This window comes from Sphingomonas sp. Leaf230, from assembly GCF_001421745.1.
In the GTDB taxonomy this organism is placed as follows: domain Bacteria; phylum Pseudomonadota; class Alphaproteobacteria; order Sphingomonadales; family Sphingomonadaceae; genus Sphingomonas.
The window spans coordinates 46,706-68,723 of sequence record NZ_LMKW01000010.1 but is presented as its reverse complement, the minus strand read 5'-3'; the positions used below and the strand labels follow the sequence as shown (position 1 = coordinate 68,723).

General features: G+C 66.3%; 19 protein-coding genes. 7 read left to right on the top strand and 12 right to left on the bottom strand.

Annotated features, from left to right (window positions below; all coding sequences use genetic code 11):
• Window positions 1-12: 12 nt before the first annotated feature.
• Window positions 13-672: an MBL fold metallo-hydrolase gene (locus tag ASE82_RS12285; protein WP_056064670.1), complete on the bottom strand. Its 660-nt coding sequence runs from the start codon at window positions 670-672 to the stop codon at window positions 13-15.
• Window positions 673-752: 80 nt separating this feature from the next.
• Here ASE82_RS12285 and pabB point away from each other — a divergent pair, with 80 nt between their 5' ends.
• The 4 genes from pabB to msrA all read left to right on the top strand — a co-directional run bounded on the left by pabB (window position 753) and on the right by msrA (window position 4,847).
• Window positions 753-2,513: an aminodeoxychorismate synthase component I gene (gene pabB / locus ASE82_RS12280; protein ID WP_056063623.1), complete on the top strand. Its 1,761-nt coding sequence runs from the start codon at window positions 753-755 to the stop codon at window positions 2,511-2,513.
• Between the two features lie 50 nt (window positions 2,514-2,563).
• Window positions 2,564-3,763, top strand: a complete 1,200-nt coding sequence (locus ASE82_RS12275) for a pyridoxal phosphate-dependent aminotransferase (protein ID WP_056063620.1) — start codon at window positions 2,564-2,566, stop codon at window positions 3,761-3,763.
• Between the two features lie 210 nt (window positions 3,764-3,973).
• Window positions 3,974-4,123 carry a hypothetical protein gene (locus tag ASE82_RS19855; protein ID WP_200910720.1) on the top strand — a complete coding sequence of 50 codons (150 nt, stop codon included), beginning with the start codon at window positions 3,974-3,976 and terminating at the stop codon, window positions 4,121-4,123.
• A gap of 64 nt (window positions 4,124-4,187) precedes the next feature.
• Window positions 4,188-4,847, top strand: a complete 660-nt coding sequence (msrA, locus tag ASE82_RS12270; protein ID WP_056064666.1) for a peptide-methionine (S)-S-oxide reductase MsrA — start codon at window positions 4,188-4,190, stop codon at window positions 4,845-4,847.
• Between the two features lie 156 nt (window positions 4,848-5,003).
• Here msrA and pdeM read toward each other — a convergent pair whose 3' ends face one another.
• Window positions 5,004-5,666 carry a ligase-associated DNA damage response endonuclease PdeM gene (gene pdeM, locus ASE82_RS12265; protein ID WP_056063617.1) on the bottom strand — a complete coding sequence of 221 codons (663 nt, stop codon included), beginning with the start codon at window positions 5,664-5,666 and terminating at the stop codon, window positions 5,004-5,006.
• A gap of 125 nt (window positions 5,667-5,791) precedes the next feature.
• On the opposite strand from pdeM, the gene ASE82_RS12260 reads away from it, so the two are divergent.
• Window positions 5,792-7,765, top strand: a complete 1,974-nt coding sequence (locus ASE82_RS12260; RefSeq protein WP_082441483.1) for a potassium transporter Kup — start codon at window positions 5,792-5,794, stop codon at window positions 7,763-7,765.
• Window positions 7,766-8,172: 407 nt separating this feature from the next.
• On the opposite strand, the gene ASE82_RS12255 is transcribed toward ASE82_RS12260, so the two are convergent.
• The 3 genes from ASE82_RS12255 to ASE82_RS12245 form a co-directional block, all read right to left on the bottom strand.
• Window positions 8,173-9,570 carry a M20/M25/M40 family metallo-hydrolase gene (locus tag ASE82_RS12255; protein WP_056064659.1) on the bottom strand — a complete coding sequence of 466 codons (1,398 nt, stop codon included), beginning with the start codon at window positions 9,568-9,570 and terminating at the stop codon, window positions 8,173-8,175.
• A gap of 58 nt (window positions 9,571-9,628) precedes the next feature.
• Window positions 9,629-10,453, bottom strand: a complete 825-nt coding sequence (locus ASE82_RS12250) for a retroviral-like aspartic protease family protein (RefSeq protein ID WP_235524689.1) — start codon at window positions 10,451-10,453, stop codon at window positions 9,629-9,631.
• Window positions 10,454-10,815: 362 nt separating this feature from the next.
• Window positions 10,816-13,248, bottom strand: coding sequence for a ligase-associated DNA damage response DEXH box helicase (locus ASE82_RS12245; protein ID WP_235524688.1), 2,433 nt, complete (start codon window positions 13,246-13,248; stop codon window positions 10,816-10,818).
• Window positions 13,249-13,332: 84 nt separating this feature from the next.
• On the opposite strand from ASE82_RS12245, the gene ASE82_RS12240 reads away from it, so the two are divergent.
• Window positions 13,333-13,938 (top strand): hypothetical protein, encoded by a 606-nt coding sequence (locus ASE82_RS12240; protein WP_056063611.1) that lies wholly within the window; start codon window positions 13,333-13,335, stop codon window positions 13,936-13,938.
• Window positions 13,939-14,081: 143 nt separating this feature from the next.
• Here the strand turns inward: ASE82_RS12240 and lepB are convergent, their stop codons facing one another.
• Window positions 14,082-15,017, bottom strand: a complete 936-nt coding sequence (lepB, locus tag ASE82_RS12235) for a signal peptidase I (protein ID WP_056063608.1) — start codon at window positions 15,015-15,017, stop codon at window positions 14,082-14,084.
• A 92-nt stretch (window positions 15,018-15,109) separates the two neighbouring features.
• Here lepB and ASE82_RS12230 point away from each other — a divergent pair, with 92 nt between their 5' ends.
• The gene (locus ASE82_RS12230) at window positions 15,110-16,108 is read left to right on the top strand and encodes a ligase-associated DNA damage response exonuclease (RefSeq protein WP_056063606.1); all 999 of its coding nucleotides are present in this window, start codon (window positions 15,110-15,112) and stop codon (window positions 16,106-16,108) included.
• Between the two features lie 8 nt (window positions 16,109-16,116).
• Here ASE82_RS12230 and ASE82_RS12225 read toward each other — a convergent pair whose 3' ends face one another.
• The 6 genes from ASE82_RS12225 to ASE82_RS12200 all read right to left on the bottom strand — a co-directional run bounded on the left by ASE82_RS12225 (window position 16,117) and on the right by ASE82_RS12200 (window position 21,967).
• A complete protein-coding gene (locus ASE82_RS12225; RefSeq protein ID WP_056063603.1) occupies window positions 16,117-17,508 on the bottom strand; it encodes a DUF418 domain-containing protein in 1,392 nt (463 codons plus the stop codon).
• A gap of 61 nt (window positions 17,509-17,569) precedes the next feature.
• Window positions 17,570-19,069, bottom strand: a complete 1,500-nt coding sequence (rpoN, locus tag ASE82_RS12220) for an RNA polymerase factor sigma-54 (RefSeq protein ID WP_056063600.1) — start codon at window positions 19,067-19,069, stop codon at window positions 17,570-17,572.
• 153 nt (window positions 19,070-19,222) lie between these two features.
• Window positions 19,223-20,005: an LPS export ABC transporter ATP-binding protein gene (lptB, locus tag ASE82_RS12215; protein WP_056063598.1), complete on the bottom strand. Its 783-nt coding sequence runs from the start codon at window positions 20,003-20,005 to the stop codon at window positions 19,223-19,225.
• 134 nt (window positions 20,006-20,139) lie between these two features.
• Entirely contained in the window at window positions 20,140-20,688 is a 549-nt protein-coding gene (locus tag ASE82_RS12210) for an LptA/OstA family protein (RefSeq protein ID WP_056063595.1), read from the bottom strand.
• A 5-nt stretch (window positions 20,689-20,693) separates the two neighbouring features.
• Complete coding sequence (lptC, locus tag ASE82_RS12205) at window positions 20,694-21,347, bottom strand: LPS export ABC transporter periplasmic protein LptC (protein WP_056063592.1); 654 nt, start codon at window positions 21,345-21,347, stop codon at window positions 20,694-20,696.
• The gene (locus ASE82_RS12200) at window positions 21,347-21,967 is read right to left on the bottom strand and encodes a ribonuclease D (protein WP_056063589.1); all 621 of its coding nucleotides are present in this window, start codon (window positions 21,965-21,967) and stop codon (window positions 21,347-21,349) included. Before ASE82_RS12200 ends, lptC begins: the two co-directional genes overlap by 1 nt.
• Window positions 21,968-22,018: the final 51 nt, after the last annotated feature.

Below are 22,018 nucleotides of genomic sequence, written 5' to 3'. Positions count from 1 at the left end.
TGCGAGCAGCCGCTACTCCGCCAAAGCCCGATCGCTCACGAACATATTCGTCGCCCGCTCATGCGCGAACGTGCTCGCCGGCCCATGACCGGGAATAAAGCTCGTATCGTTCCCCAGCGGCCACAGCTTCTCGACGATCGATTTCACCAGCGTCTCGTGATTGCCCCCGGGCATGTCCGATCGCCCGACCGACCCCTGGAACAGCACATCCCCCACCTGTGCGAACTTCGACGGCGCGTGGTGGAAGATCACATGACCTTCGGTATGCCCCGGCGTCTCGTACACATCGAGCACGAGATCCCCGACCGACACCGTGTCGCCCTCGACCAGCCACCGGTCCGGCTCGAAATTCACCCCCGAAATCCCGTATTTCGGCCCATCCTGATCGAGCCGCTGCAACCAGAAGCGATCCGCCTCGTGCGGCCCCTCGATCGGCACGCCGAGATCGTTCGACAACCGCTTGGCGCCCCCCGCGTGATCGATATGCCCATGCGTCAGCAGGATCTTCTCGACCGTGACCCCCGCCTGTTCGACCGCCGCCATGATCCGCGGCAGGTCGCCGCCCGGATCGATCACCGCCGCCTTCATCGTCGCGGTGCACCAGATGATGGTGCAGTTCTGCTGGATCGGCGTGACCGGTACAATCGCAGCGCGGAGGGGAGGATTTGTCATGCCCTCGAAATAGGAGAGCGCGGCGGTAGGAGCAATCGCCGCTTGCGGTTTGCCCCGCGCTCCGTGCAACAGTCGCGACGATGTGGACCGCGCCCTACGTGTTGCTCGATGACGCCCGCGCGGCAGGTGCCCCGGCGCGATTGTACCGAGACCCCGTCCGGATCGTCCGCGCCGACACGCTCGCCGAGGTCCGCCCCGCGCTCGACGCACTCCGCGACGCCCGCGTGGAAGGGCTGCACGCCGCCGGCTACCTCACCTACGAAGCCGGCGTTGCGCTTGCATCGAAGCCCGTCGACGTCCGCACCGAAGGCCCGCTGCTCTGGTTCGGCCTGTTCGCCGAGTACGAGACGATCGCACCCGAAGACGTTGCCGCCCTCCTCCCCGACCCCGCCGGCGCGTGGACCGGTGCGCCTGAGCCGCTGATCGACCGCGCCACCTACGACGCCAGCCTGACGCGCGTGCTCGACCTGATCGCGGCGGGCGACATCTACCAGGCCAACCTCACCTTCGCCGCCACCGTGCCGTTCGTCGGCGACCCGCTCGCGCTTTACGCCCGGCTACGAAGCCAGTCGAAGGCAGGCTATGGCGCGCTCATCGACACCGGCGAGACGCGCTTCCTGTCGCTCTCCCCCGAACTCTTCTTCGCGCTCGACGGCGACACGCTCACCTGCCGCCCGATGAAGGGCACCGCGCCGCGCGGCGACACTCCCGACGCCGATCGCGCGCTCGCCGATACACTCGCCGCCGACCCGAAGCAGCGCGCCGAGAACCTCATGATCGTCGACCTGATGCGCAACGACCTGTCGCGCGTCGCCACCCAGGTCGCGGTCCCCGACCTGTTCACCGTCGAGACCTATCCGACCGTCCACCAGCTGACCTCGACCGTCACCGCAACCCTGAAACCTACCTGCGACGCGGTCGACGTCCTGACCGCGCTGTTCCCCTGCGGATCGATCACCGGCGCGCCGAAACAGCGCGCGATGGAGATCATCGCCGAGGTCGAGCAAGCCCGCACCCGCGGCATCTACACCGGCGCGATCGGCCGTTTCGACGCGAACGGCGATGCGATCTTCAACGTCGCGATCCGCACGATCGCCATCAAAGACGGCGCGGCGACGATGAGTCTCGGCTCAGGTATCGTCGCCGACAGTGCGGCGGATGCCGAATGGGACGAATGCCACGCGAAGGGCGCGTTCGTCACCGCGGGCCAGCGCCGCTTCGACCTGATCGAGACGATGGCGTTCGATCCCGACGACGGCCTGCCCCGCCTCGAAGCGCATCTCGCGCGGATGAAGGCGAGCGCAGAGGCCTTGGGCTTCACCTTCGACCGCCACACGGCGCGCAACGAACTCCAGGCCGCCACCTTCCGGTTGCGCGGACCCCGCCGCATCCGCCTGCTGCTCAGCCCATCCGGCGCGATCGCGATCGAGGCGGCACCGCTCCCGCACTCGCCTGCGCAAGCAACCGTTGCGATCGTCCCGCTGCCGGTCTCCGCGACCGACTTCCGCCTCCGCCACAAGACGAGCGCCCGCGCCTTCTACGACGACGCTCGGAAGGCCGCGGGCACGTTCGAGGTGGTGTTCGAGGACGCGGAAGGCTTCCTCACCGAAGGCAGCTTCACGTCGCTGTTCGTGCAGCGTGGAGATGCGCTCGTAACGCCGCCGCTACGGCATGGCCTGCTCCCAGGCATTCTCCGCGCCGACCTTCTCGAATCGGGCCGCGCAACCGAGGCGCCACTGACCCGAGCCGACCTGACCGCCGGATTCTTCATCGGAAATGCGGTCCGCGGGCTCATTCCCGCCATCGTTACGGTTGCGAATTCGATCCCCCGGAGCGTATAGCGCCCGCGAATTCCGCGGCGACGCTCGCGGACAACCGCAAAGGTTACACCATGCACGCATCCGCCGCGCTCGGCCGCATCAGCCCCTCGCCGACGCTCGCGATCACCTCGCGCGTCCTCGAACTGAAGCGCGCAGGCGTCGATGTGATCGGCCTTGGCGCGGGTGAACCCGATTTCGACACGCCGGACTTCGTGAAAGAGGCCGCGATCCAGGCGATCCGCGACGGCAAGACCAAGTACACCAACGTCGACGGCACGATCGAACTCAAGCAGGCGATCGTCGCCAAGTTCGCGCGCGACAACAACCTCACCTACACCACCGATCAGATCAGCGTGAACGTCGGCGGCAAGCACACCCTGTTCAACGCGATGGTCGCAACGATCGATCCGGGCGACGAGGTCGTCATCCCCGCGCCCTATTGGGTCAGCTATCCCGACGTCGTGCAGTTCGCCGGCGGCGTGCCCGTCATCGTCAAGGCGGGCCCCGAGGTCGGCTATAAGCTTGATCCCGCCGCGCTTGACGCCGCGATCACGCCGAAGACCAAGTGGGTGATCCTCAACTCTCCGTCGAACCCGACCGGTGCCGGCTACACGATCGACGAACTCAGGGCGCTCGGCGCGGTACTGGCGAAGCATCCGCACGTGTGGATCTTCGCCGACGATATGTACGAGCACATCGTCTATGACGGCTTCAAGTTCGCGACGATCGCCGAGGCGTGCCCCGAACTGTTCGAGCGTACGCTGACTGTCAACGGCTGCTCGAAGGCCTATGCGATGACCGGCTGGCGGATCGGTTACGGCGCCGGCGCGTCGTGGTTGATCAAGGCGATGGCCAAGCTCCAGTCGCAGTCGACCTCGAACCCCTGTTCGATCGCCCAGGCCGCCGCTGTTGCCGCCCTGAACGGCGACCAGTCCTTCCTCGCCGAGCGCAACACTGCGTTCCAGGGCCGTCGCGACCTCGTCGTCTCGATGCTCAACGACATCGACGGCATGCACTGCCCAACGCCGGAGGGTGCGTTCTACGTGTACCCCTCTTTCGCCGAGCTGATCGGCAAGACGACGCCGAACGGCCGCCTGATCGACACCGACGAGGCGATGGTCGGCTATCTCCTCGACGACGCCAAGGTGGCCGTCGTCCAGGGCGCCGCGTTCGGCCTCAGTCCCGCGTTCCGGATCAGCTACGCAACCTCGGACGCGCTGCTCCGTGAGGCCTGCACGCGCATCCAGACGGCCTGCGCCGCGCTGAAATAACGCCGGCAACATTCGAGACACGCGGCGACATCTTCCGGCAACCCTTCCGGCCGATGCCTGCTGCACGATGAACGCATCGGCCACGGCGCGTTAATCGAGAGTTTCTAAAAACGACATTGTGGTTGGCCGGCATCTCTACGACATGCCGGTCCGTAACTGACGCTGACCTATCCGGTCGGCGCCATCACCGGGTTTCATTGGGATCGCATCATGCGCAGCATCGTAAAGTCGAGTTTCTTTTGGCAGTTCAGCGGCGGTTTCGTCCTCGGCGCCATCGGCTTGCTCGCACTGCAGCCCGCCGAAGCCCGCCAGACCTTCGCCAGCCATTTCGAGCACAGCGTCTTCGCCACCGCGCGATAACTGCCCACTTGATAACTGCAACGATGGCCTAGCGAAGCGCAAGCGCAACCCCATGTATCAGAACATGAAAAAGCCGCTTCTCGCCACGCTCGCCGCCGTCGGTATCGCCGGTGCGTTTATTGCCACCGGCACCGCGCAAGGCGCCCGCGCCGTCGTCATCCCCGCCGTCAAGACCGACCTTCCCGCGGCGCCCGGTATCCAGACCGCGGTACTAGCCGGCGGCTGCTTCTGGACGATGGAAGCGGTGTTCGAACATGTGAAGGGCGTGAAGGCCGTCACGACCGGCTATGCCGGCGGCACCAAGGCGACCGCGACCTATGACCAGGTATCCGCCGAGACGACCCGGCATGCAGAAGCGATCAGGATCGCCTACGATCCCCGCATTGTGAGCTACGGCACGTTGCTCCGCGTGTATTTCTCGATCGCGCATGATCCGACGACGCTGAACCGCCAGGGTCCGGACAGCGGCACCAGCTACCGTTCCGCGATCTTCCCGCAGTCGCCGGCGCAGGCACAGGTCGCGCGCGCGTACATCGCGCAGCTCGGTGCCACGCATGCGTTCTCCGGCCCGATCGTGACGAAGCTGGAGACCGGCACGTTCTATCCGGCCGAGGCGTATCACCAGAATTTCTACGACCGGAACCCGACGCATCCGTATGTCGTCATGTGGGACAAGCCGAAGGTGGCCGCCTTCCGCGCGGCGTTCCCGACGATTTATAGCTGAGGGCGACCTTCTTAGAACGGCCACCACCCCGGCGAAGGCCGGAGCCCAATTGGAAAGGTTGAAGTAACGGCGGACGAACCTCCGTTATAAGCCGCCCGCAATTGGACCCCGGCCTCCGCCGGGGTGGTGGTTTATCTACTTGCCCGGCGACACGCGTCAGGCCGCAACCGGAAACCGCAGCATCCGGTCCGCCACCGGCACCATAGCCTCGGCCCCAACCCCAACCGCACGCACGATCTCCGGATGGTCCACATCCAGCCCGCCAGTCAGGGACCCGAACGCCGGCAGGATCAACTTCGTCGCCGTCGCCACGAAACACCGCCGCGCCACTGATTTGCCCCGCACGCGCAACCGAAGCTTCGGATGGAAATGCCCCGACAGTTCCGGCCGCGTCTCCACCCGGTCCGCCTCATGCCGCAGCACCAGCCCATCGACGACCGCTTCGTCCACCACCTCCCCGCCACACCGATCGAGGATCGCCGGATCGTGATTGCCCGTGATCCACGTCCAGCGCGTCCCGTCGGTCATCGCCCGCAGCATGTCCTGCGCGCGCTGCGGCAACCGCTCGCAGCCGTCGCTGTCGTGAAAGCTGTCGCCGAGACACCAGACTTCGCGCGCACCCGTTGCAGCGACCAGCGCGGTGAGATCGGCCAGCGTCGCGATCGAATCATACGGCGGCAGCATCTGGCCGCGCTTGGCGAACCAGCTCGCCTTCTCGAAATGCAGGTCGGCGACCAGCAGCGCACGCCGCTCCGGCCAGAACAGCGCGCCTTGCGCCAACGCCAGAAGCGCATGCCCGCCGAACGAAAAGGGAACCATCCGCCCGCCATGCCGCCCCCGCCGCACCGAATCAAGCCGCCATCGTCGCGAACCGGGTGGGGCTTGCGCATGCCCCCAATCGGCGTAAAGCGCGCCGTCCCCTCAGGAGGAGCGCTCTTCGCGCCATGACGTCCGTCGCCGGAACACCCCAAACTGCAGCTGTACCGGAAACGCCTGGCGATCTGTCGGCGGCGCATCTGCATCCGCACCCCGCACTCGCCGCGCTGACCGTCGGCGCGATCGGCGTGGTGTTCGGCGATATCGGCACCAGCCCGCTCTACGCGTTCCGCGAGGCACTCGGCCAGACGTCCGCGGGCGGCATCGATCCGACCGAAATCCTTGGCGTGCTGAGCCTCGCGCTCTGGTCGCTGTTCCTCGTCGTCACCGTCAAATACGTCATCTTCCTGATGCGTGCCGACAACCAGGGCGAGGGCGGCGTGCTCGCGCTCGCTGCGCTAGCCCGGCGTGCGCTCGGCATGCGGTCGCGAATCGCGATCGTGCTCGGCGCGGCGGGCGCGTCGTTGTTCTACGGCGATGCGATCATCACGCCGGCGCTGTCGGTGCTGTCCGCAATGGAGGGCCTGCGGACGATCCCCAGCGCGGCGCACATCTTCAACGAAGGCGTGGTGCGCGCGCTGACGATCGCCATCCTGATCGGGCTGTTCCTGATCCAGTCGCGCGGCACGGCGCAGGTATCGAAGCTGTTCGGCCCGGTCTGCATCCTCTGGTTCGTGGCGATCGGTGCGCTCGGCATCTGGCATATCGCCGACGAGCCCTCGATCGTCCGCGTGTTCCTGCCGACCTACGGCATCTCGTTCCTCGCGACGCACGGCGTCACCGGGCTGTTCGTGCTCGGCGCGGTGTTCCTCACCGTCACCGGGGCCGAGGCGCTGACCGCCGACATGGGCCATTTCGGCAAGCTGCCGATCCGGATCGGCTGGTTCTTCCTGGTATTCCCGGCGCTCGCGCTCAACTATCTCGGGCAGGGCGCATTCGCTTTGTCGCGGCTCGAGGAGGCGGCGGCGCGCGGCGTGCCGTTCGTCAATCAGGACTGGTTCTTCCTGATGGCGCCCGAGTCGCTGCGTCCGGCGCTGATCATCCTCGCCGGCTTCGCGACCGTCATCGCCAGCCAGGCGGTCATCACCGGCGCGTTCTCGCTGACGCAGCAGGCGATCCAGCTCGGCCTGCTCCCGCGGCTGCGCATCCGCCAGACCTCCGCGGTGTTCGCCGGCCAGATTTACTTGCCGGCGATCAACTGGCTGTTGCTGATCGGCGTGCTGGTGCTGGTGATCCAGTTCAAGACGTCGTCGGCGATGGCGGCGGCGTACGGCATCGCGGTGACCGGCACGATGGTCGTCACCACCTTGCTGGCGTATATCGTCGTCCGCCACCGCTGGAACTGGTCGCGCCCACTCGCGCTGGCGGCGATCCTGCCGTTCCTGACGCTCGACCTGATCTTCTTCGGCGCGAACATCCTCCGCGTGATCGAGGGTGGCTGGGTACCGCTGGTCATCGCCGCCGCGATCGGGCTGATCATCTTCACCTGGGTGCGCGGCAAGAAGATCGTCAGCGCGTTCGAGAAGCGCCAGAGCATCCCGCTCAGCGATCTTGCTTCCGCGCTGGAGAAGCGCCCGCCCGAACGCGTCTCGGGCACCGCGGTGTTCCTGACCGGCAATCCGCACGCGACGCCGGGTGCGCTGCTGCACAATCTCAAGCACAACAAGGTGCTCCACGAGCGCAACCTGATCGTCAGCATCCGCACCGCCGACCGGCCGTTCGTCGACGAAGCGTCGCGCGCGAAGGTGGAACGCGTCGACGACAATTTCTCGATCGTCGTGCTGACCTACGGGTTCATGGAGTCTCCTGACGTGCCCCGCGATCTCGGCGTCGGCAACAAGACCGAACAGCTCGGGCTCGACCCGATGCGCACCTCGTTCTTCATCGGCCGCAACACGCTGAAACCCGACGCGGAAAAGGGCATGCCGCCCTGGCAGGACCGAATCTTCCTGTTCCTGCAAAGGAACGCCAGCGACCCGACGGACTTCCTGAAGATTCCCCCCGGCAAGGTGCTGGAACTAGGCGAACAGGTCACGGTGTAAGCCGAGCGCGGGGCGGACCGGTTCGAGTCGGAAACGCGTGCTCCCTCGCCCCTCCGGGGAGAGGGAAGGGGCCCGCGGCACTTGCCGTGGGAAGGGAGAGGGGCGTTGGGACGCACAGTCTCGAGCCCCAAGCCCCTCTCCCTTCCGTCGCCTAAGGCTCCTCCCTCCCTCTCCCCGAAGGGGCGAGGGAAGGCCTCGTTACCCAGCGAACGCCTCTACCAGATCGAACATATAACCCGGACGTCTAAACTCCCTCGCCCCTACGGGGAGAGGGAAGGGGGCCGCGGCGCTTGCCGTGGGAAGGGAGAGGGGCGTTGGGACGCTCGGTCTCGAGCCCCAAGCCCCTCTCCCTTCCGTCGCCTTCGGCTCCTCCTTCCCTCTCCCCGAAGGGGCGAGGGACGTGGCACTCACCCAGCAAACGCCTTCACCAGATCGAACAGATAATCCCGGCCATCATACAGCGAAGCCACCCGGATGCGCTCGTTGAGGCCATGAATCCCCCCCATGTCTTTGTCGATAAACACCCCCGGAGCCCCATAAACCGGGATCCCGATCGCCTCGAAGAAGATCCCGTCCGTCGCCCCCGTCGACATCAACGGCAGGATCGGCAGCCCCGGAAAGTGCTTCGCAGCGACCTTCGTCACCGGCCCCATGATCTTCGGATCGAGCGTCGGCGGGATCGCAGTCGGCCGCACCGGCTGGTTCGCCGTCACAGTCACCTTCGCCCCCGCCAGTTCCTTCAACTTGACGAGCGTGCCTTCCACCGTCTCACCCGGAAAGATCCGGCAGTTGATGTTCGCCGTCGCGCGCTGCGGCAACGCGTTCTCCGCGTGACCTGCGTTCAGCAACGTCGCCACGCACGTCGTCCGCAGCGTCGAATGCATCGCCTTGTCGCGGCTGACGATCGCATCCGCCGCCTTGTCCGCGGGGTTCGCGAGCAGCTTCGTGATCGCATCCCCCATCTCGCCCGGCATCGCCTTGGCACTCGCCGCGAAGAACGCCTTGGTCGTGTCCGTGAACTTCACCGGAAACTCGTAGCCCTGCACCGCCTTCACCGCATCGGCGAGCTCGTAGATCGCATTCTCGGGTATCGGCTGCGAGCTGTGCCCACCCGGGTTGGTGGCAAGAAGCGTGTAGTTCTGCGCCGCCTTCTCGCCGACCTGGATTGCGAGCAACTGGCGCTTGCCGTTATCGTCGAGCCGCCCGCCGCCGCCCTCGTTCAGCGCGAACTCCGCTGCGATCAGGTCGGGCTTCGACTTCGCCAGATACTGCGCGCCGTTCCACGCGAATGTCGTCTCCTCGCCGCAGGTGAGCGCCAGCTTGATCGTCCGCTTCGGCTTGTAGCCGCCGGTCTTGAAGCGGATCATCGCGTCGGACCAGATCGCCGCCTGCGCCTTGTCGTCGACGGTGCCGCGCGCGTAATAATAGCCGCCTTCCTCGATCAGCTTGAACGGATCGCGCACCCAGTCCTCGCGCTTGGCCTCGACCACGTCGAGATGCGCGAGCAGCAGCATCGGCTTGATCGACGCGTCCGATCCCTTCAGCACCGCGACCAGCCCGCCGTCCTTGGGATGCTCGGGCACCGAGAAATAGGTGATGTCGGCCTCCGCATAGCCCGCCGTCTTCAGCCGCGCACCGATCTGCGCCGCCGCTTGCGTACAACTGCCAGCGGACAGCGTCGTGTTGGTCTCGACCAGCTCCTTGTAGAGCCCGAGAAACGCCTTCTGGTCGGGCCGCGATTGTGCCTGTGCCGTGAATGGTGTCGTCAGCATCGCCGCCGTAAGTAGCCAGCCAGTCGCGCGCATCGTCATCCCCTTTTCGTTTCAGGCGGGAGAGTTGCAGCGAACGCACGCGGACGCAACCTCAGTGGCGCAGCTCGCCACGACGGCGCGTCTCGCGCGGCAAGGTGAGCCGCACCTCGCGATTGGCGAAATCGATGTCGACGCGGCGGAACAGTTGCAGCACGTCCATCCCGAGCAGCATCGCGGGACGCTCGGCGAGGCCGAACAGGCGGAACGGCGGTGCATCGACAGCGGTGAACGCCACGGGCAGGTCGCCTAGCGTCAGGCTGCCGATCGTGACGCGGTCGATCGTCGTATAGTCGGCGACCACGGTCTCGCCGGTGACCCCGGTCAGCGACACGGGTTGCGACGCCCCCGCGCTGCCCAGCCCCTTGCGCGTCACCTTCCGGCGGAGTGCGCCGTTGGCCATGCTGACCGAGGTGCCGGTGTCGAGGATCACGCGGATGCGGATGCCGTTGCAATAGGCGTCGGTAACGACGAGCTGCCCGAACAGGCTGCGCGCCCGGATGACGATCTCGTCGGGGCCTGCGCGCTCACGGCTCTGCCGTTTGCGCGAGGGTGTGACGGTCATCGTGTTGGTGTCGAAGTCGATTCCCACCGCGTGGGCCTGCAACGCATCGATTCCGAGCAGCCCGCGCGCGCCGAGATTGATCGCGCTGATCGCCGGCGCCTCGATCGCCGCGCTGCCGATCACGCTGACCTTCAGCGAAGGGATGACGACGGTGCCGATAGCGCTCGATCCGGTCATGCCGGTCACGCGGACGATGCGGCCTGGCGCCAGGCCGAGCGTTGCCGCGAGTTCGCGCGCGATGACGGTCCGCTGGGCGCCAGTATCGACGACGAACGCGAACGGTCCTGCGCCGGCGATCGTGACCGGCACCGTCATGCGGGCTTGGTCGTCACCGAACAGGAGCGTGGCGGGGTCGGGTTCTGCTGCCGATGCTGCGCTGGGCGGAGGTGCAGCATCGGGGCGTGGAGAGGCTGCGTCCTGAGCGCTAGCTTGGGCGGCAATGGCTAGCAGTAGAGGGGCTAGCCACCTGTGCATGCTGCAAATGCTGCGCCTGATTTGGTGGATACGCAACGGTCCTTGTTAGGAACGGACGACGCTATAAACCGTACCACCCCGGCGGAGGCCGGGGCCCAATTGGGGGACGTTGCTAATGGAGGGCAGTGCTCCGTTACGACCACCTTTCCAATTGGGCCCCGGCCTTCGCCGGGGTGGTGCCGTTTCAGCGGGGTGAGGCGCCCTCAATCCGGCCGCATAGCATCCGCGATCATCGCCTCCGCCTCGATCAACAACGCGTCGTCCGAACTGTTCGTCGAGATCTTCTCGCGCCCGATCAGCGTCAGTACCGGTACCGCGAGCGGCGTCACCCGCTCCAGATCGACATGCACCATCGTCGCCGCGGCGCGATCAAGCAGCGACGCCAATCGCCCGACATCGGTCATCCGCGCGCGCGCATCCGCCCACGCCGCCTCCAGCAGCAGATGCGTCGGCTCGTACTTGCGCAGCACGTCGTAGATCAGGTCGGTCGAGAACGTCACTTGTTTACCGGTCTTGCGCTTGCCCGGATGCTGGCGCTCGACCAGCCCGCCGATCACCGCCACCTCGCGGAATGCACGCTTGAGCAGGTGCGATTGCTGCACCCATTCGACGAACTCGTGCTCGAGAATATCCGCCGAGAACAGCGCCGCCGGATCGGTGATCTTCTCCAGCCCGTACACCGCCAGCGCGTAATCGTTGGCGACGAAGCCGAGCGGTTTCAACCCCTGCGTCTCCATCCGCCGCGTGATCAGCATGCCGAGCGACTGGTGCGCGTTCCACCCCTCGAAGCTGTACGCGACCATGTAATGCCGCCCTTCGCGCGGGAAGGTCTCGACCAGCAGCTGGCCGGGCTCGGGCATGACCGATCGATACGCCTGCATTTCCAGCCATTCCCGCACGTCGTCGGGGAAGCGCGCCCAGTCGCCGGGATGCGCCAGGAAGCCGCGAACGCGGTCGGCGAGGTTGGTCGACAGTGGCATCCGGCTGCCACCATAGGTCGGGATCCGCGCGGGCTTCGACGTCGCACGCACGACCAGATCCTCGAGGTCGATTTTCATCACCTCGAGGCTCAATCCGGCGAAGAAGAACGTGTCGCCGTGGCTCAACTGCGCCGCGAACGCCTCCTCGACGCGGCCGAGCACGCGGCCATTGCCGAACCGCACGTTGAGCATCGTAGCCTCGACGATAATCCCCGCGTTCAGCCGGTGCTGGCCGATGAATTTGGGATGGCTGACGCGCCACGTCCCGTCCGCGTCCTTGGTCAGCCGCTTGAACCGATCATAGGCCTTCAGCGAATAGCCGCCGTCGCTGATGAAGTGCAGCACGCGCTCGAACGTCTCGGTCGGCAGCGCGGAATACGGCAGCGCGGAACGGATCTCGTCGAGCAGATCGGCCTCGCGGAACGGCGCCGCGCATGCGCACGCCATCACGTGCTGCGCCAGCACGTCGAGCGCACCGACGCGGAAGATATCCGCATCGAGTTCGCCCGCCTCGACCGCGTCGAGCGCCGCGCGCGCCTCCAGATATTCGAAGCGATTGCCCGGCACGACGATCGCCTGAGATGATTCGTCGAGCCGGTGGTTGGCGCGGCCGATCCGCTGCAACAGCCGCGACGATCCCTTGGGCGCGCCCATCTGGATCACGCAATCGACATTGCCCCAGTCGACGCCCAGATCGAGGCTCGACGTCGCGACCAGCGCGCGCAGCTTCCCCTCGGCCATTGCGTTCTCGACCTTCCGTCGCGCCTCCTTGGCCAGGCTGCCATGGTGGACGCCGATCGGCAGGTTCCCCGAATTCACCTTCCACAGATCCTGGAAGATCAGCTCGGCGAGGCTGCGCGTGTTGCAGAACACGATCGAGGTCTCGTGCGCCTCGATCTCCGCCATCACCTGCGCGGCGGCATAGCGACCCGAATGTCCCGACCACGGCACGCGGCCTTCAGGCAGCAGGATCGCGATGTTGGGATCTGCGCCGGGCTCGCCGCGGACCATCGCGACCTGGTCGATGTCGCCGTCGGGCGCGAGCCACGCGCGATAGCCGTCGGCATCCGCGACCGTCGCCGACAGCGCGACGCGGCGCATCCCCGGCGAAATCTTCTGGAGCCGCGCCATGCAGAGCGAGAGCAGGTCGCCACGCTTGCCGGTCGCGAACGCGTGCACCTCGTCGACGACGATCGTGCGGAGGTTTTCGAACATCGTGATGCTGTCCGGATAGCTCAGCAGCAGCGACAGCGATTCGGGCGTCGTCAGCAGGATCTGCGGCGGCTTGATCCGTTGCCGCGCCTTGCGGTCCGACGGCGTATCGCCAGTCCGCGTCTCCACGCGTATATCGACGCCCATCTCGTCGATCGGCGTCAGCAGGTTGCGCTGCACGTCGACCGCGAGCGCTTTCAGCGGCGATACGTAAAGCGTGTGGAGCCCGTTGGTCGGCGCCTCGATCAGTTCGGCGAGCGTCGGCAGGAACCCGGCGAGCGTCTTCCCCGCGCCAGTCGCCGCCACCAACAGCGCATGATGCCCGGCACGCCCCTCGGCCAGCATCTCCACCTGATGCCGCCGCGGCCGCCACCCCCGCGTCGCGAACCAGTTTTCCAAGGGGGAGGGGAGGTCGCTCACGGCCTGTTCACGCATCGTCGTCATATGGGGGCGTCACGCCGCACCGCTATGGACCGCACGCGTAACGATCGGCAATTCGGTCAAAGCTCTGTTAGGAAAGATCCGTCGGTGTCGCTTTTTCGCTACCTTCTGCCGCTGCCGTTACTCGCGCTTCTTCCCTTCGCCAACGCCACCGCACAGACAAAGTCGTTCCTCGGCGCCGGCGGCATGGTTCGGCTCTCGCATGCCTCGAACCTCACGCCGACGCGCAACTTCGCGGGTCGCGCGCTGATGAACAGTGGGTGGCGCCAGATGTGGGACGGCAAGCCGGTCGGCCGCGGCGTCGGTATCGTCCGCTTCTGGCAGGTCGCCAAGCCGACCGACGGGCAGGGCCAGGTGACCGAGATGATCCAGGTCGGTTTCAGCCGTAGCACGGCGGTCGTGGCGACCTGCGGCACAGAGGGGATGAACTCGGGAAGCGGCCGGCGCCTGCCCGATAGGATGCTCGGCGGCCATCGCTGGACGGCCTACGCCAATGGCGATGCGGGCATGAGCCAACAGGTCAGCGCGATCAATCTGCGCAGCGTCATCAACGGCGCCTGCTACACGATCGACCGCATCACCTACGCGACGAAGGCCGCCCCGCCGCCGCCGCGCACTGCGCCCACCCAGGCGGTCGCCGCGGCGAAGATGGACGCGATCCTCGCAACGATAAAGGTCGGCCGGCGACGCTGACCCTTCTTCTCCCCCCCCTGAAAGGGAGGGGCTGGGGGTGGGAAGGCCCGTTCGAGCCACCCTCACCCCACCAAGCGGACCAGACCCGCCCCAACCTCGCTTCCAGAGAGCGAAGAGCTAGATTACCGACACCTTTTCCCAATTCAGCGGTCGAGGCGGTTGCCGATCTTCGCGTGATCGCGGCTCCAGTGAATATACATCGCCTCTCCGATGATCGCCGTGACCGGCACCATCCCGACACCCTGTTGCTCGACCGGCATGCGACTGTCGGCGGATCGATCGCGATTGTCGCCGAGCACGAAGATATGGCCCGGCGGAACAGTGACCTCGCGCGTGTCGTCGAACAGCGACGTATCCGTGTCGAGTATGCGATGGCTGGAGCGCTCGCTCGGCAGGCGTTCCCTTAGAATCGTCGCAGGATGCCGGCCGTCGATATCGTCGACCATCACCCTGCCTTCGGTGTGCTGCGCGACCGCGCCCCCATTCACGATCAGCAGGCCAGCGCGCATCGCGATCCTGTCGCCCGAGATCGCCGCGATCCGACTGACCCGGACGCTGTCGGCCGCTTGGAAGACGATCACGTCGCCGCGTTTCGGCGGCCCACGCCAGCGCATGTCCACGACGAACTTGTCATCGCTGCCGATCGTCGGCGCCATGCTGTCGGACGGTGCGTAGAACGGCTTGTAGAAATGGTGCATCAGGGGCGCCGCGCTCTGCAAGAGGCCAAGCACCACCACTGTCATCGGCATCAGCGCATACCAGCGGGACCACCAGCGCGAAGGAATCCGGTGTCGGCTCTGACGCCATGTCAGCAGGATCGGCGCGATGTACATTGCGGCCAGCAAGACGGTGACCAGTACGAGCGCAGATACCGCCGTACCGAAACCGGTGATAGGCAGATGCCCGAACCCGAATGTGATGAGCGCACCTAACGCGACCGGCGCCACGAAAAACAGCGCGCCGCGCCAATCACCGATCCGGATCAGTCCAAGGCCGGGAAGTATCAGGTTGAGCGCGGCGACACCGACCCGTGCTGGCACGCTTCGCCGGTCGACCGGGTCTTCTATCGTATCGTTCATGCGACATCCCCCCGGTGAGCGCGCGCATCGTACGGGACACTGGGCGCGAGACAATGCTGGCACCGCACGCCCGGTTCACGCGTAGTACTGGCATGGCAAAACTCGGCGACTGGCTCGAACCGCATCCGCACGGCATCCTCGTCAAGCCGATCGACGCCTGGATCGACCCCTCGATCCCGACAGCCAAGGCACTCGTCACGCACGGCCATGCCGATCACGCGCGCGGTGGCCACGAAGCCGTCTGGGCCACACCCGAGACGCTCGCGATCATGGACGCGCGCTATGGCCCGCAAGCCGGCCACCCTGTCGCGTATGGTGAGACCATCCGGATGGGGGAAGTCGATATCGGCTTCGTCCCCGCCGGCCACGTCCTCGGCTCCGCGCAGATCGTGCTCGATTATCGCGGCGAGCGCATCGTCGTGTCGGGCGATTACAAACGCCGCGCGGACCCGACCTGCACGCCGTTCGAACCCGTCAAATGCGACGTCTTCATCACCGAAGCGACGTTCGGCCTGCCGGTTTTCCGCCACCCCGACACCGGCGACGAGATCGACAAGCTGATCGCAGCGCTCCACGCCAACCCCGATCGCTGCGTCGTCGTCGGCGCCTACGCGCTCGGCAAGGCGCAACGTTTGATCGCCGAGCTGCGCGAGCGCGGCCACGAGGCGCCGATCTACATCCACGGCGCGCTGCAACGTCTCTGCGACCTGTATGCGGAGCACGGAGTCAGGCTCGGCGAACTTCTTCCCGTCGCCGACGCGAAGAAGGCGGACATGGCGGGGCATGTCGTGATGTGCCCGCCGGGAGCGCTTAACGATCGCTGGTCCCGGCGGCTGCCCGATCCGATCACCGCGATGGCCAGCGGCTGGATGCGGGTGAGGGGGAGGGCGCGCCAGAAGAACGTCGAACTCCCGCTGATCCTCAGCGATCACGCCGACTGGGACGAACTGATCGCTACGCTCACCGAGATCGCGCCACGGGAAGTCTGGGTCACGCACGGCCGCGAGGACGCGCTGGTTCACTGGTGCATGACCCGCCAAATCAAGGCACGTGCACTCGCACTCGTGGGGTTCGAGGACGAGGACGACTGAGCCCTGCCTTACGCCGGGCGCAATTCTCCGGAGAAGGGCGGCAACGTAGCCTTGCGCCACGGCAGCGCGCGTCCCTCCACCAGCGAGCGCCATGCCCACTCCACCGGAGCGATATCGAACCGCCGCACATAGGCGTTGGCGAGCAGCAACAACGCGATATTGATCGCCAGCGCGGTCGCCATGAGCCCGGCCCAACCGAGCGTGCCGTACAGGGCAAGGCCGAACGGCGGGAACAGGATCCACAGGCAGATGATCGTCTGCAGGATGTAGATCGACAGCGCGGTCCGCCCGGCCGCGATGAACGGTCGCAACAGCGTGGCACCGAACCCCGTGCCGAGCAGCAGGCATACCGCGCCGACATGGCCGAGCGTCATCGCCTCGCGCGCGACTTCGACGGTTGCCCACATCGTCTTCGGCGCATCGTCGAACCGCGTCTGCTCGATCGCGCCAATGATGCGCAGCGGAATGGCGACCGCATAGGCGATCAGCGTCATGCGCAGGTAGAATCCGCGCGATCGCAAGCCTTGCAGGATGCCGAGCTTGTAGAGCGCGGCCCCGATCAGCATGACGCTGACGGCTTCCCAGAAGATCAGCAGCTCGAACCCCTTCGACTGGAGCGTGACCGTGAGGCTCCACTGCATCGCCGCCCAGGTCGCGAAACTGCCGGTACGCGCCTTGTCCTCCGCGACGATCCTCGCATGGCTTTCGGCCTTGCTCTTCGCGCGCTTGGCGTCGTCGGTTGCGGCCTTGGCGAGCAGTTTTCGATCGTCCGCGGTTACGGGGCGACCTGCCGCAAGCGCCTTGTTGACCGCAGCGACCTGCGATCGCTCCTGCTGCGGCTGGTAATAGGCGAAATATCCCGCACCACCGAATTGCGCGACGGCGGCGACGAGCCCGATCGTGATCAGCCAGCGCGGGCGCATCCGCCGGAACAGGAACGCGGCCAATGCGGCGATCGCATAGCTGTGAAGGATGTCGCCGGGCCACAACAGGATGAAGAGGTGGACGACGCCGAACCCGAACAGCAGCACGTTGCGCAGATAATAGCGCTTCATCACGACTCGCTTGCCGACGCTGAGCGCGGCGCGATCGGTGAGGATCACCATCCCCGCGCCGAACAGCAGTTCGAGCATGCAGCGCGCGGTGCCGTTCGCGATCACTTCGCGCAACCACCACGCGACCTGATCGGCCTGGGTCCAGCCGAGATTCCGGAAATCGCCGAACATCGCCCAGAGCGAGCCGCCCATGTCGTTGATGTTCATGAACAAGATGCCGAGGATCGCGATCCCGCGCAAAACGTCAAGAACCGCGATACGCGGCGCGCCATCGGGTTCCGTCGCCTGCAATATCGTTGGTTCGGCTGCCGGAGCGCCTAAGTCGCGTGTGGCTTCGTCGTACATCGTTCTGGGCCCCCCCGAGATGACAGGCCCGACGCTAGGCCTATCGCGACGAAAGGCAAGCTTAGCCGGCACCCTCTAAAGTACGGGCCCGGCGGCGTTGTACGGAGCTTCCGATGCCCAAGGCTTCGCGGTACTTGGCGACGGTCCTGCGCGCGATGTCGAATCCTTTGGCGTTGAGCAGGTCGACTAAGGTGTCATCCGACAAGATCTTCGCACCCTCGGTATCGATCAGTGCCCGAATCGCCGACTTCACCGCCTGCGCCGATACCGCCTCGCCGCCGTCCGCGGACTGGATTGCGCTCGTGAAGAAGTATTTCAGCTCGTACAGCCCGCGCGCACACGACACGTATTTGTTGCTCGTCACGCGGCTGACAGTCGATTCGTGCATCTCGATAGCGTCGGCCACCTGGCGCAGCGTCAGCGGGCGAAGGTGCGCGACGCCCTTCAGGAAGAACGCCTCCTGCTGCTTCACGATCTCGGTCGCGACCTTGATGATCGTCCGCTGGCGCTGGTCGAGCGCCTTCACCAGCCAGTTCGCGCTCGCGAGGCAGTCGCTCAGCCAAGCCTTCGACGCCTTGTCCTGCTGCCCGCCCGACAGCTCGGTATAATAGCTGCGATTAACCAGCACGCGCGGCACCGTGGAGGCGTTGATCTCGATCGCCCAGCCCGCCTTGGTCCGCGCCACGAACAGGTCGGGCGTCACCGACTGCGCCGGCTCGCCCCCGTATCGGCACCCCGGCTTCGGATCATAACCGCGCAATTCGCGGATCATGTCGGCCATGTCCTCGTCGTCGACATCGCACATCCGCTTCAGCCGAGTCAGTTCGCCGCGCGCAAGCAGGTCGAGGTTGTCGATCAACCGCGCCATGCAAGGATCGTAACGGTCCGCCTCGCGCGCCTGCAATGCGAGGCATTCCGATAGATCGCGCGCACCGACGCCGGTCGGGTCGAACGTCTGGATCGTCGCCAGAACGCGCTCGACGCGGACCAGCGGCACGCCGAGCCGGTTGGCGATGTCGAGCAGCGACACGGTCAGGTATCCCGCCTCGTCGATCTGGTCGATCAGATGCGCGGCGATGAACGCGTCTTCGTGCGGGATGGCAGGGCCGGCTTGGGCAAGCAGATGATCCGCGAGGCTGAGGCTGGTATCCGCGAACGCGTCGAGATCGGGGCCGTCCTCACCACCTGCGCCGCCCGCGCTCGCGCCGGTCATCGACAGCGCGCCGTCCATCCCGCTGCCGCCGTCGGCAATACTGTCCTGCTGGTGGCTTTCGGTGGCGTAGTCGACGTCGAGAGTCGGTTCGTCGCCTGCGCCGGTGCCCGCGACGAGTTCGTCGGCTGCCACGCGTTCGTCGCGGACTTCGGGGACGGGTTCGCGGTCGGGCGCGTCGCTATCTTCGGCGGCGCTGGCTTCGAGCAACGGGTTGCGCTCGACTTCCTCGGCGATGAATCCCTCGATCTCCAGGTTCGACAGCGCCAGCAGCTTGATCGCCTGCTGGAGCTGCGGGGTCATCACCAGCGATTGCGACTGGCGGATATCCAGGCGAGGGGCGAGGCTCACTAAATCCTCCCCTGCAAGGGGAGGTGGCGGCGCGACGCGTCGACGGAGGGGGCTCGCGTCGGACGCTGCGTTTGCGGAAAGCCCCCTCCACCAGCTTTGCTGGTCCCCCTCCCCGTGCCGGGGAGGAATGGATGTGCCAGCCTGTTCATAGCTCTAAAGCGAGAAGCCTTCGCCGAGATACAGGCGCCGGACGTTCGCATCCGCGACCAGTTCCTCGGGCGAGCCGGAGAACAGCACCCGGCCGTCATAGATGATGTACGCGCGATCGACGATCTCCAGCGTCTCGCGGACGTTGTGGTCGGTGATCAGCACGCCGATGTCGCGGCGCTTGAGGTCCTTCACCAGATCGCGGATGTCGGCGATCGAGATCGGATCGATGCCCGCAAACGGCTCGTCGAGCAGCATGATCGACGGATCCGCCGCCAGCGCGCGGGCGATTTCCGCCCGCCGCCGCTCGCCGCCCGACAACGCCATCGCGGGTGCCGCGCGGAGTCGCGTCAGCCCAAATTCCTCCAGCAGCGTATCGAGTTTCCGCTGGCGCGCCGCCTTGTCCGGCTCGGACAGCTCCAGCACGGTCAGGATGTTCTTCTCGATCGTCAGCCCGCGGAAAATCGACGTCTCCTGCGGCAGATAGCCCAGGCCGAGGATCGCGCGCCGGTACATCGGCAGCTTCGTGATGTCCTCGCCGTCGAGCATGATGCGGCCCGAATCGGGCTTCACCAGGCCCATCACCGAGTAGAAGCACGTCGTCTTGCCCGCGCCGTTCGGCCCGAGCAGCCCGACGACTTCGCCGCGTCCGACCGACACCGACACGTCGGTCAGCACGACGCGCTTGTCGTACGACTTGGCGATCGAGACGACCTGCAGCCCGTTGTTCACCGGAGGCTCGGAAATCGGGGCGACGTCCTCGATCGGGGGCAGCGTGGTGGCGTCCATGGGATCAGGCCCTCGCAATAATCAGTCGCCGAACACTCGGCATGAATGGTGCCGCCGAACGCTCGGCAGACGTTTGGCAGGAAACATGCAGGAGCGCGCCGTTTGAGGGAAGCCCTCGCGACATGCTCACACGCTCAGTTGCGCTTGGGGACCGAGAACGTACCGGTCACGCGGCCGCCGGTCTGCGTGACGGTGCCACCACTCGCCGCCGATCCGCCCGCGCTGCCGCCTGCGACCGACGACCCGTCGATCACCGACCGCCCGGTGTCGAGGTTCATTGTCAGCCGTCCGCCGTTCACGGTGTTGCCCGCCTGCGTCAGCGTGACCGCACCGAGCATCGTGATGACGCGCCGGTTGAGATCGTAGATCGCATACTGGCTTCGCGCCGTCTGGTCTGGACGCTTGACGATCACGCCGCCCGACGCGTCGAGCCGCGAGACCTGAGGGTTTCCGCCGATCACCTGGCCGGTATACGCCACCGTCATCCGCGCCGAGTTCAGCGTCATCTCGGCCTGCTTGACCGCAACGTTGCCCGACAGGATCGCGCGGTTCGCCTTGTCCTGCAGCTCGATATGATCCGCGCCGAAATCGATCGGGGCGTTGGAATTGTGCGCCTGCTGCGCGACCGCGGTCGTGGAGAGCAGAACGGCAGACAGGGCTGCAAAGATGTGGGGAGCGCGCATGGCGGCTATTTCGGCCCTCTGGGGATGATCCGCAAGCGCGCATTGCCATCGAGCGTCACGGTCCGCTCTTCGAGGTTCGCGCGCAGCTTGTTCGCGCTGAACGTACCCTGCTGGACGGTGCCGGTCGCAGCCCCGCCGCTTTCGAGCGTGCGCGCCTTCATGTCGATCGTCGCGTTGGTGGTCTTCAGGTCGTACCCACCCGCTGCGGTGGCGTTCAGCGGGCCGAACAGCTGCACCTTCTCGGTGTCCATGTCGTAGCGACCGGTGTTCGCCTTGATGTTGGCGGGGCCGTCGGTCAGCTGGATCTGTGCGGCGAGCTGGTTGAGCTGGACGATCGGCTCGGCGGAGCTCTTCTGGATCGCCGAGGCCGCGTCGAGCGTGAACGCCTGGCCCTTCGTGTCCTCGCCGCGATAGCGCGCCACCTGCGTCTTCATCCGCTCCTGCGCGACGTCGACCTTGTTCTTGTCGAGCAGGAACGACACGTCGCCGCCCGCGGTCAGCGGCGCCATCACCAGGAACGCCGCCAGCACGCCGATCGCGGTCGGCAGGCCGACGCGGGCGATCGCCACGAACCGATCGTGACTGCCGCCAGGCGCGGCCCAATCCTGTCGCGCGCTACGGACGCGACGGGCGACGGGTGAGGGGGGCGGAACGTCCATCAAGCGTGTGCGAAAATGTCGATTTCGGGCCAACCGGCGATATCGAGCGCGGCGCGAGTCGGCAGGAAGTCGAAGCAGGCTTGCGCGAGTTCCATCCGGCCTTCGCGAATCAGTCGCTTGTCGAGCTCGGTCCGCAATCGGTGGAGGAAGCGGACGTCCGACGCCGCATAATCCTTCTGCGCCTCGGACAGTTCGGGGCTGCCCCAGTCCGACGACTGCTGCTGCTTCGAGATGTCCTGGCCGAGCAGTTCGCGCACGATTTCCTTGAGGCCGTGACGATCGGTGTAGGTCCGCACCAGCCGCGACGCGATCTTGGTGCAATATACTGGTGCCGCGACCACCCCGAGATAATATTGGACCGCCGCGATATCGAACCGGCCGAAATGATAGAGCTTCACGCGCGCCGGATCGGCCAGCAGGGCCTTCAGGTTCGGTGCGTCGTAGCCGGCACCTGCGGCGAATCGGACGAGGTGCTCGTCGGGGCCGCCATCGGAAAGCTGGACCAGGCACAACCGGTCGCGGGGCGTGATCAGCCCCATCGTCTCGGTATCGACGGCGATCGCGGCGCCGGCCGCGAACAGGTCGGCGGGAATGTCGCCTTCGTGGAGATGAACTGTCATGCGCCGGCCGTAGCCGCCCGAAGCTTAACGCTCAATGCCTCTATATGCGTC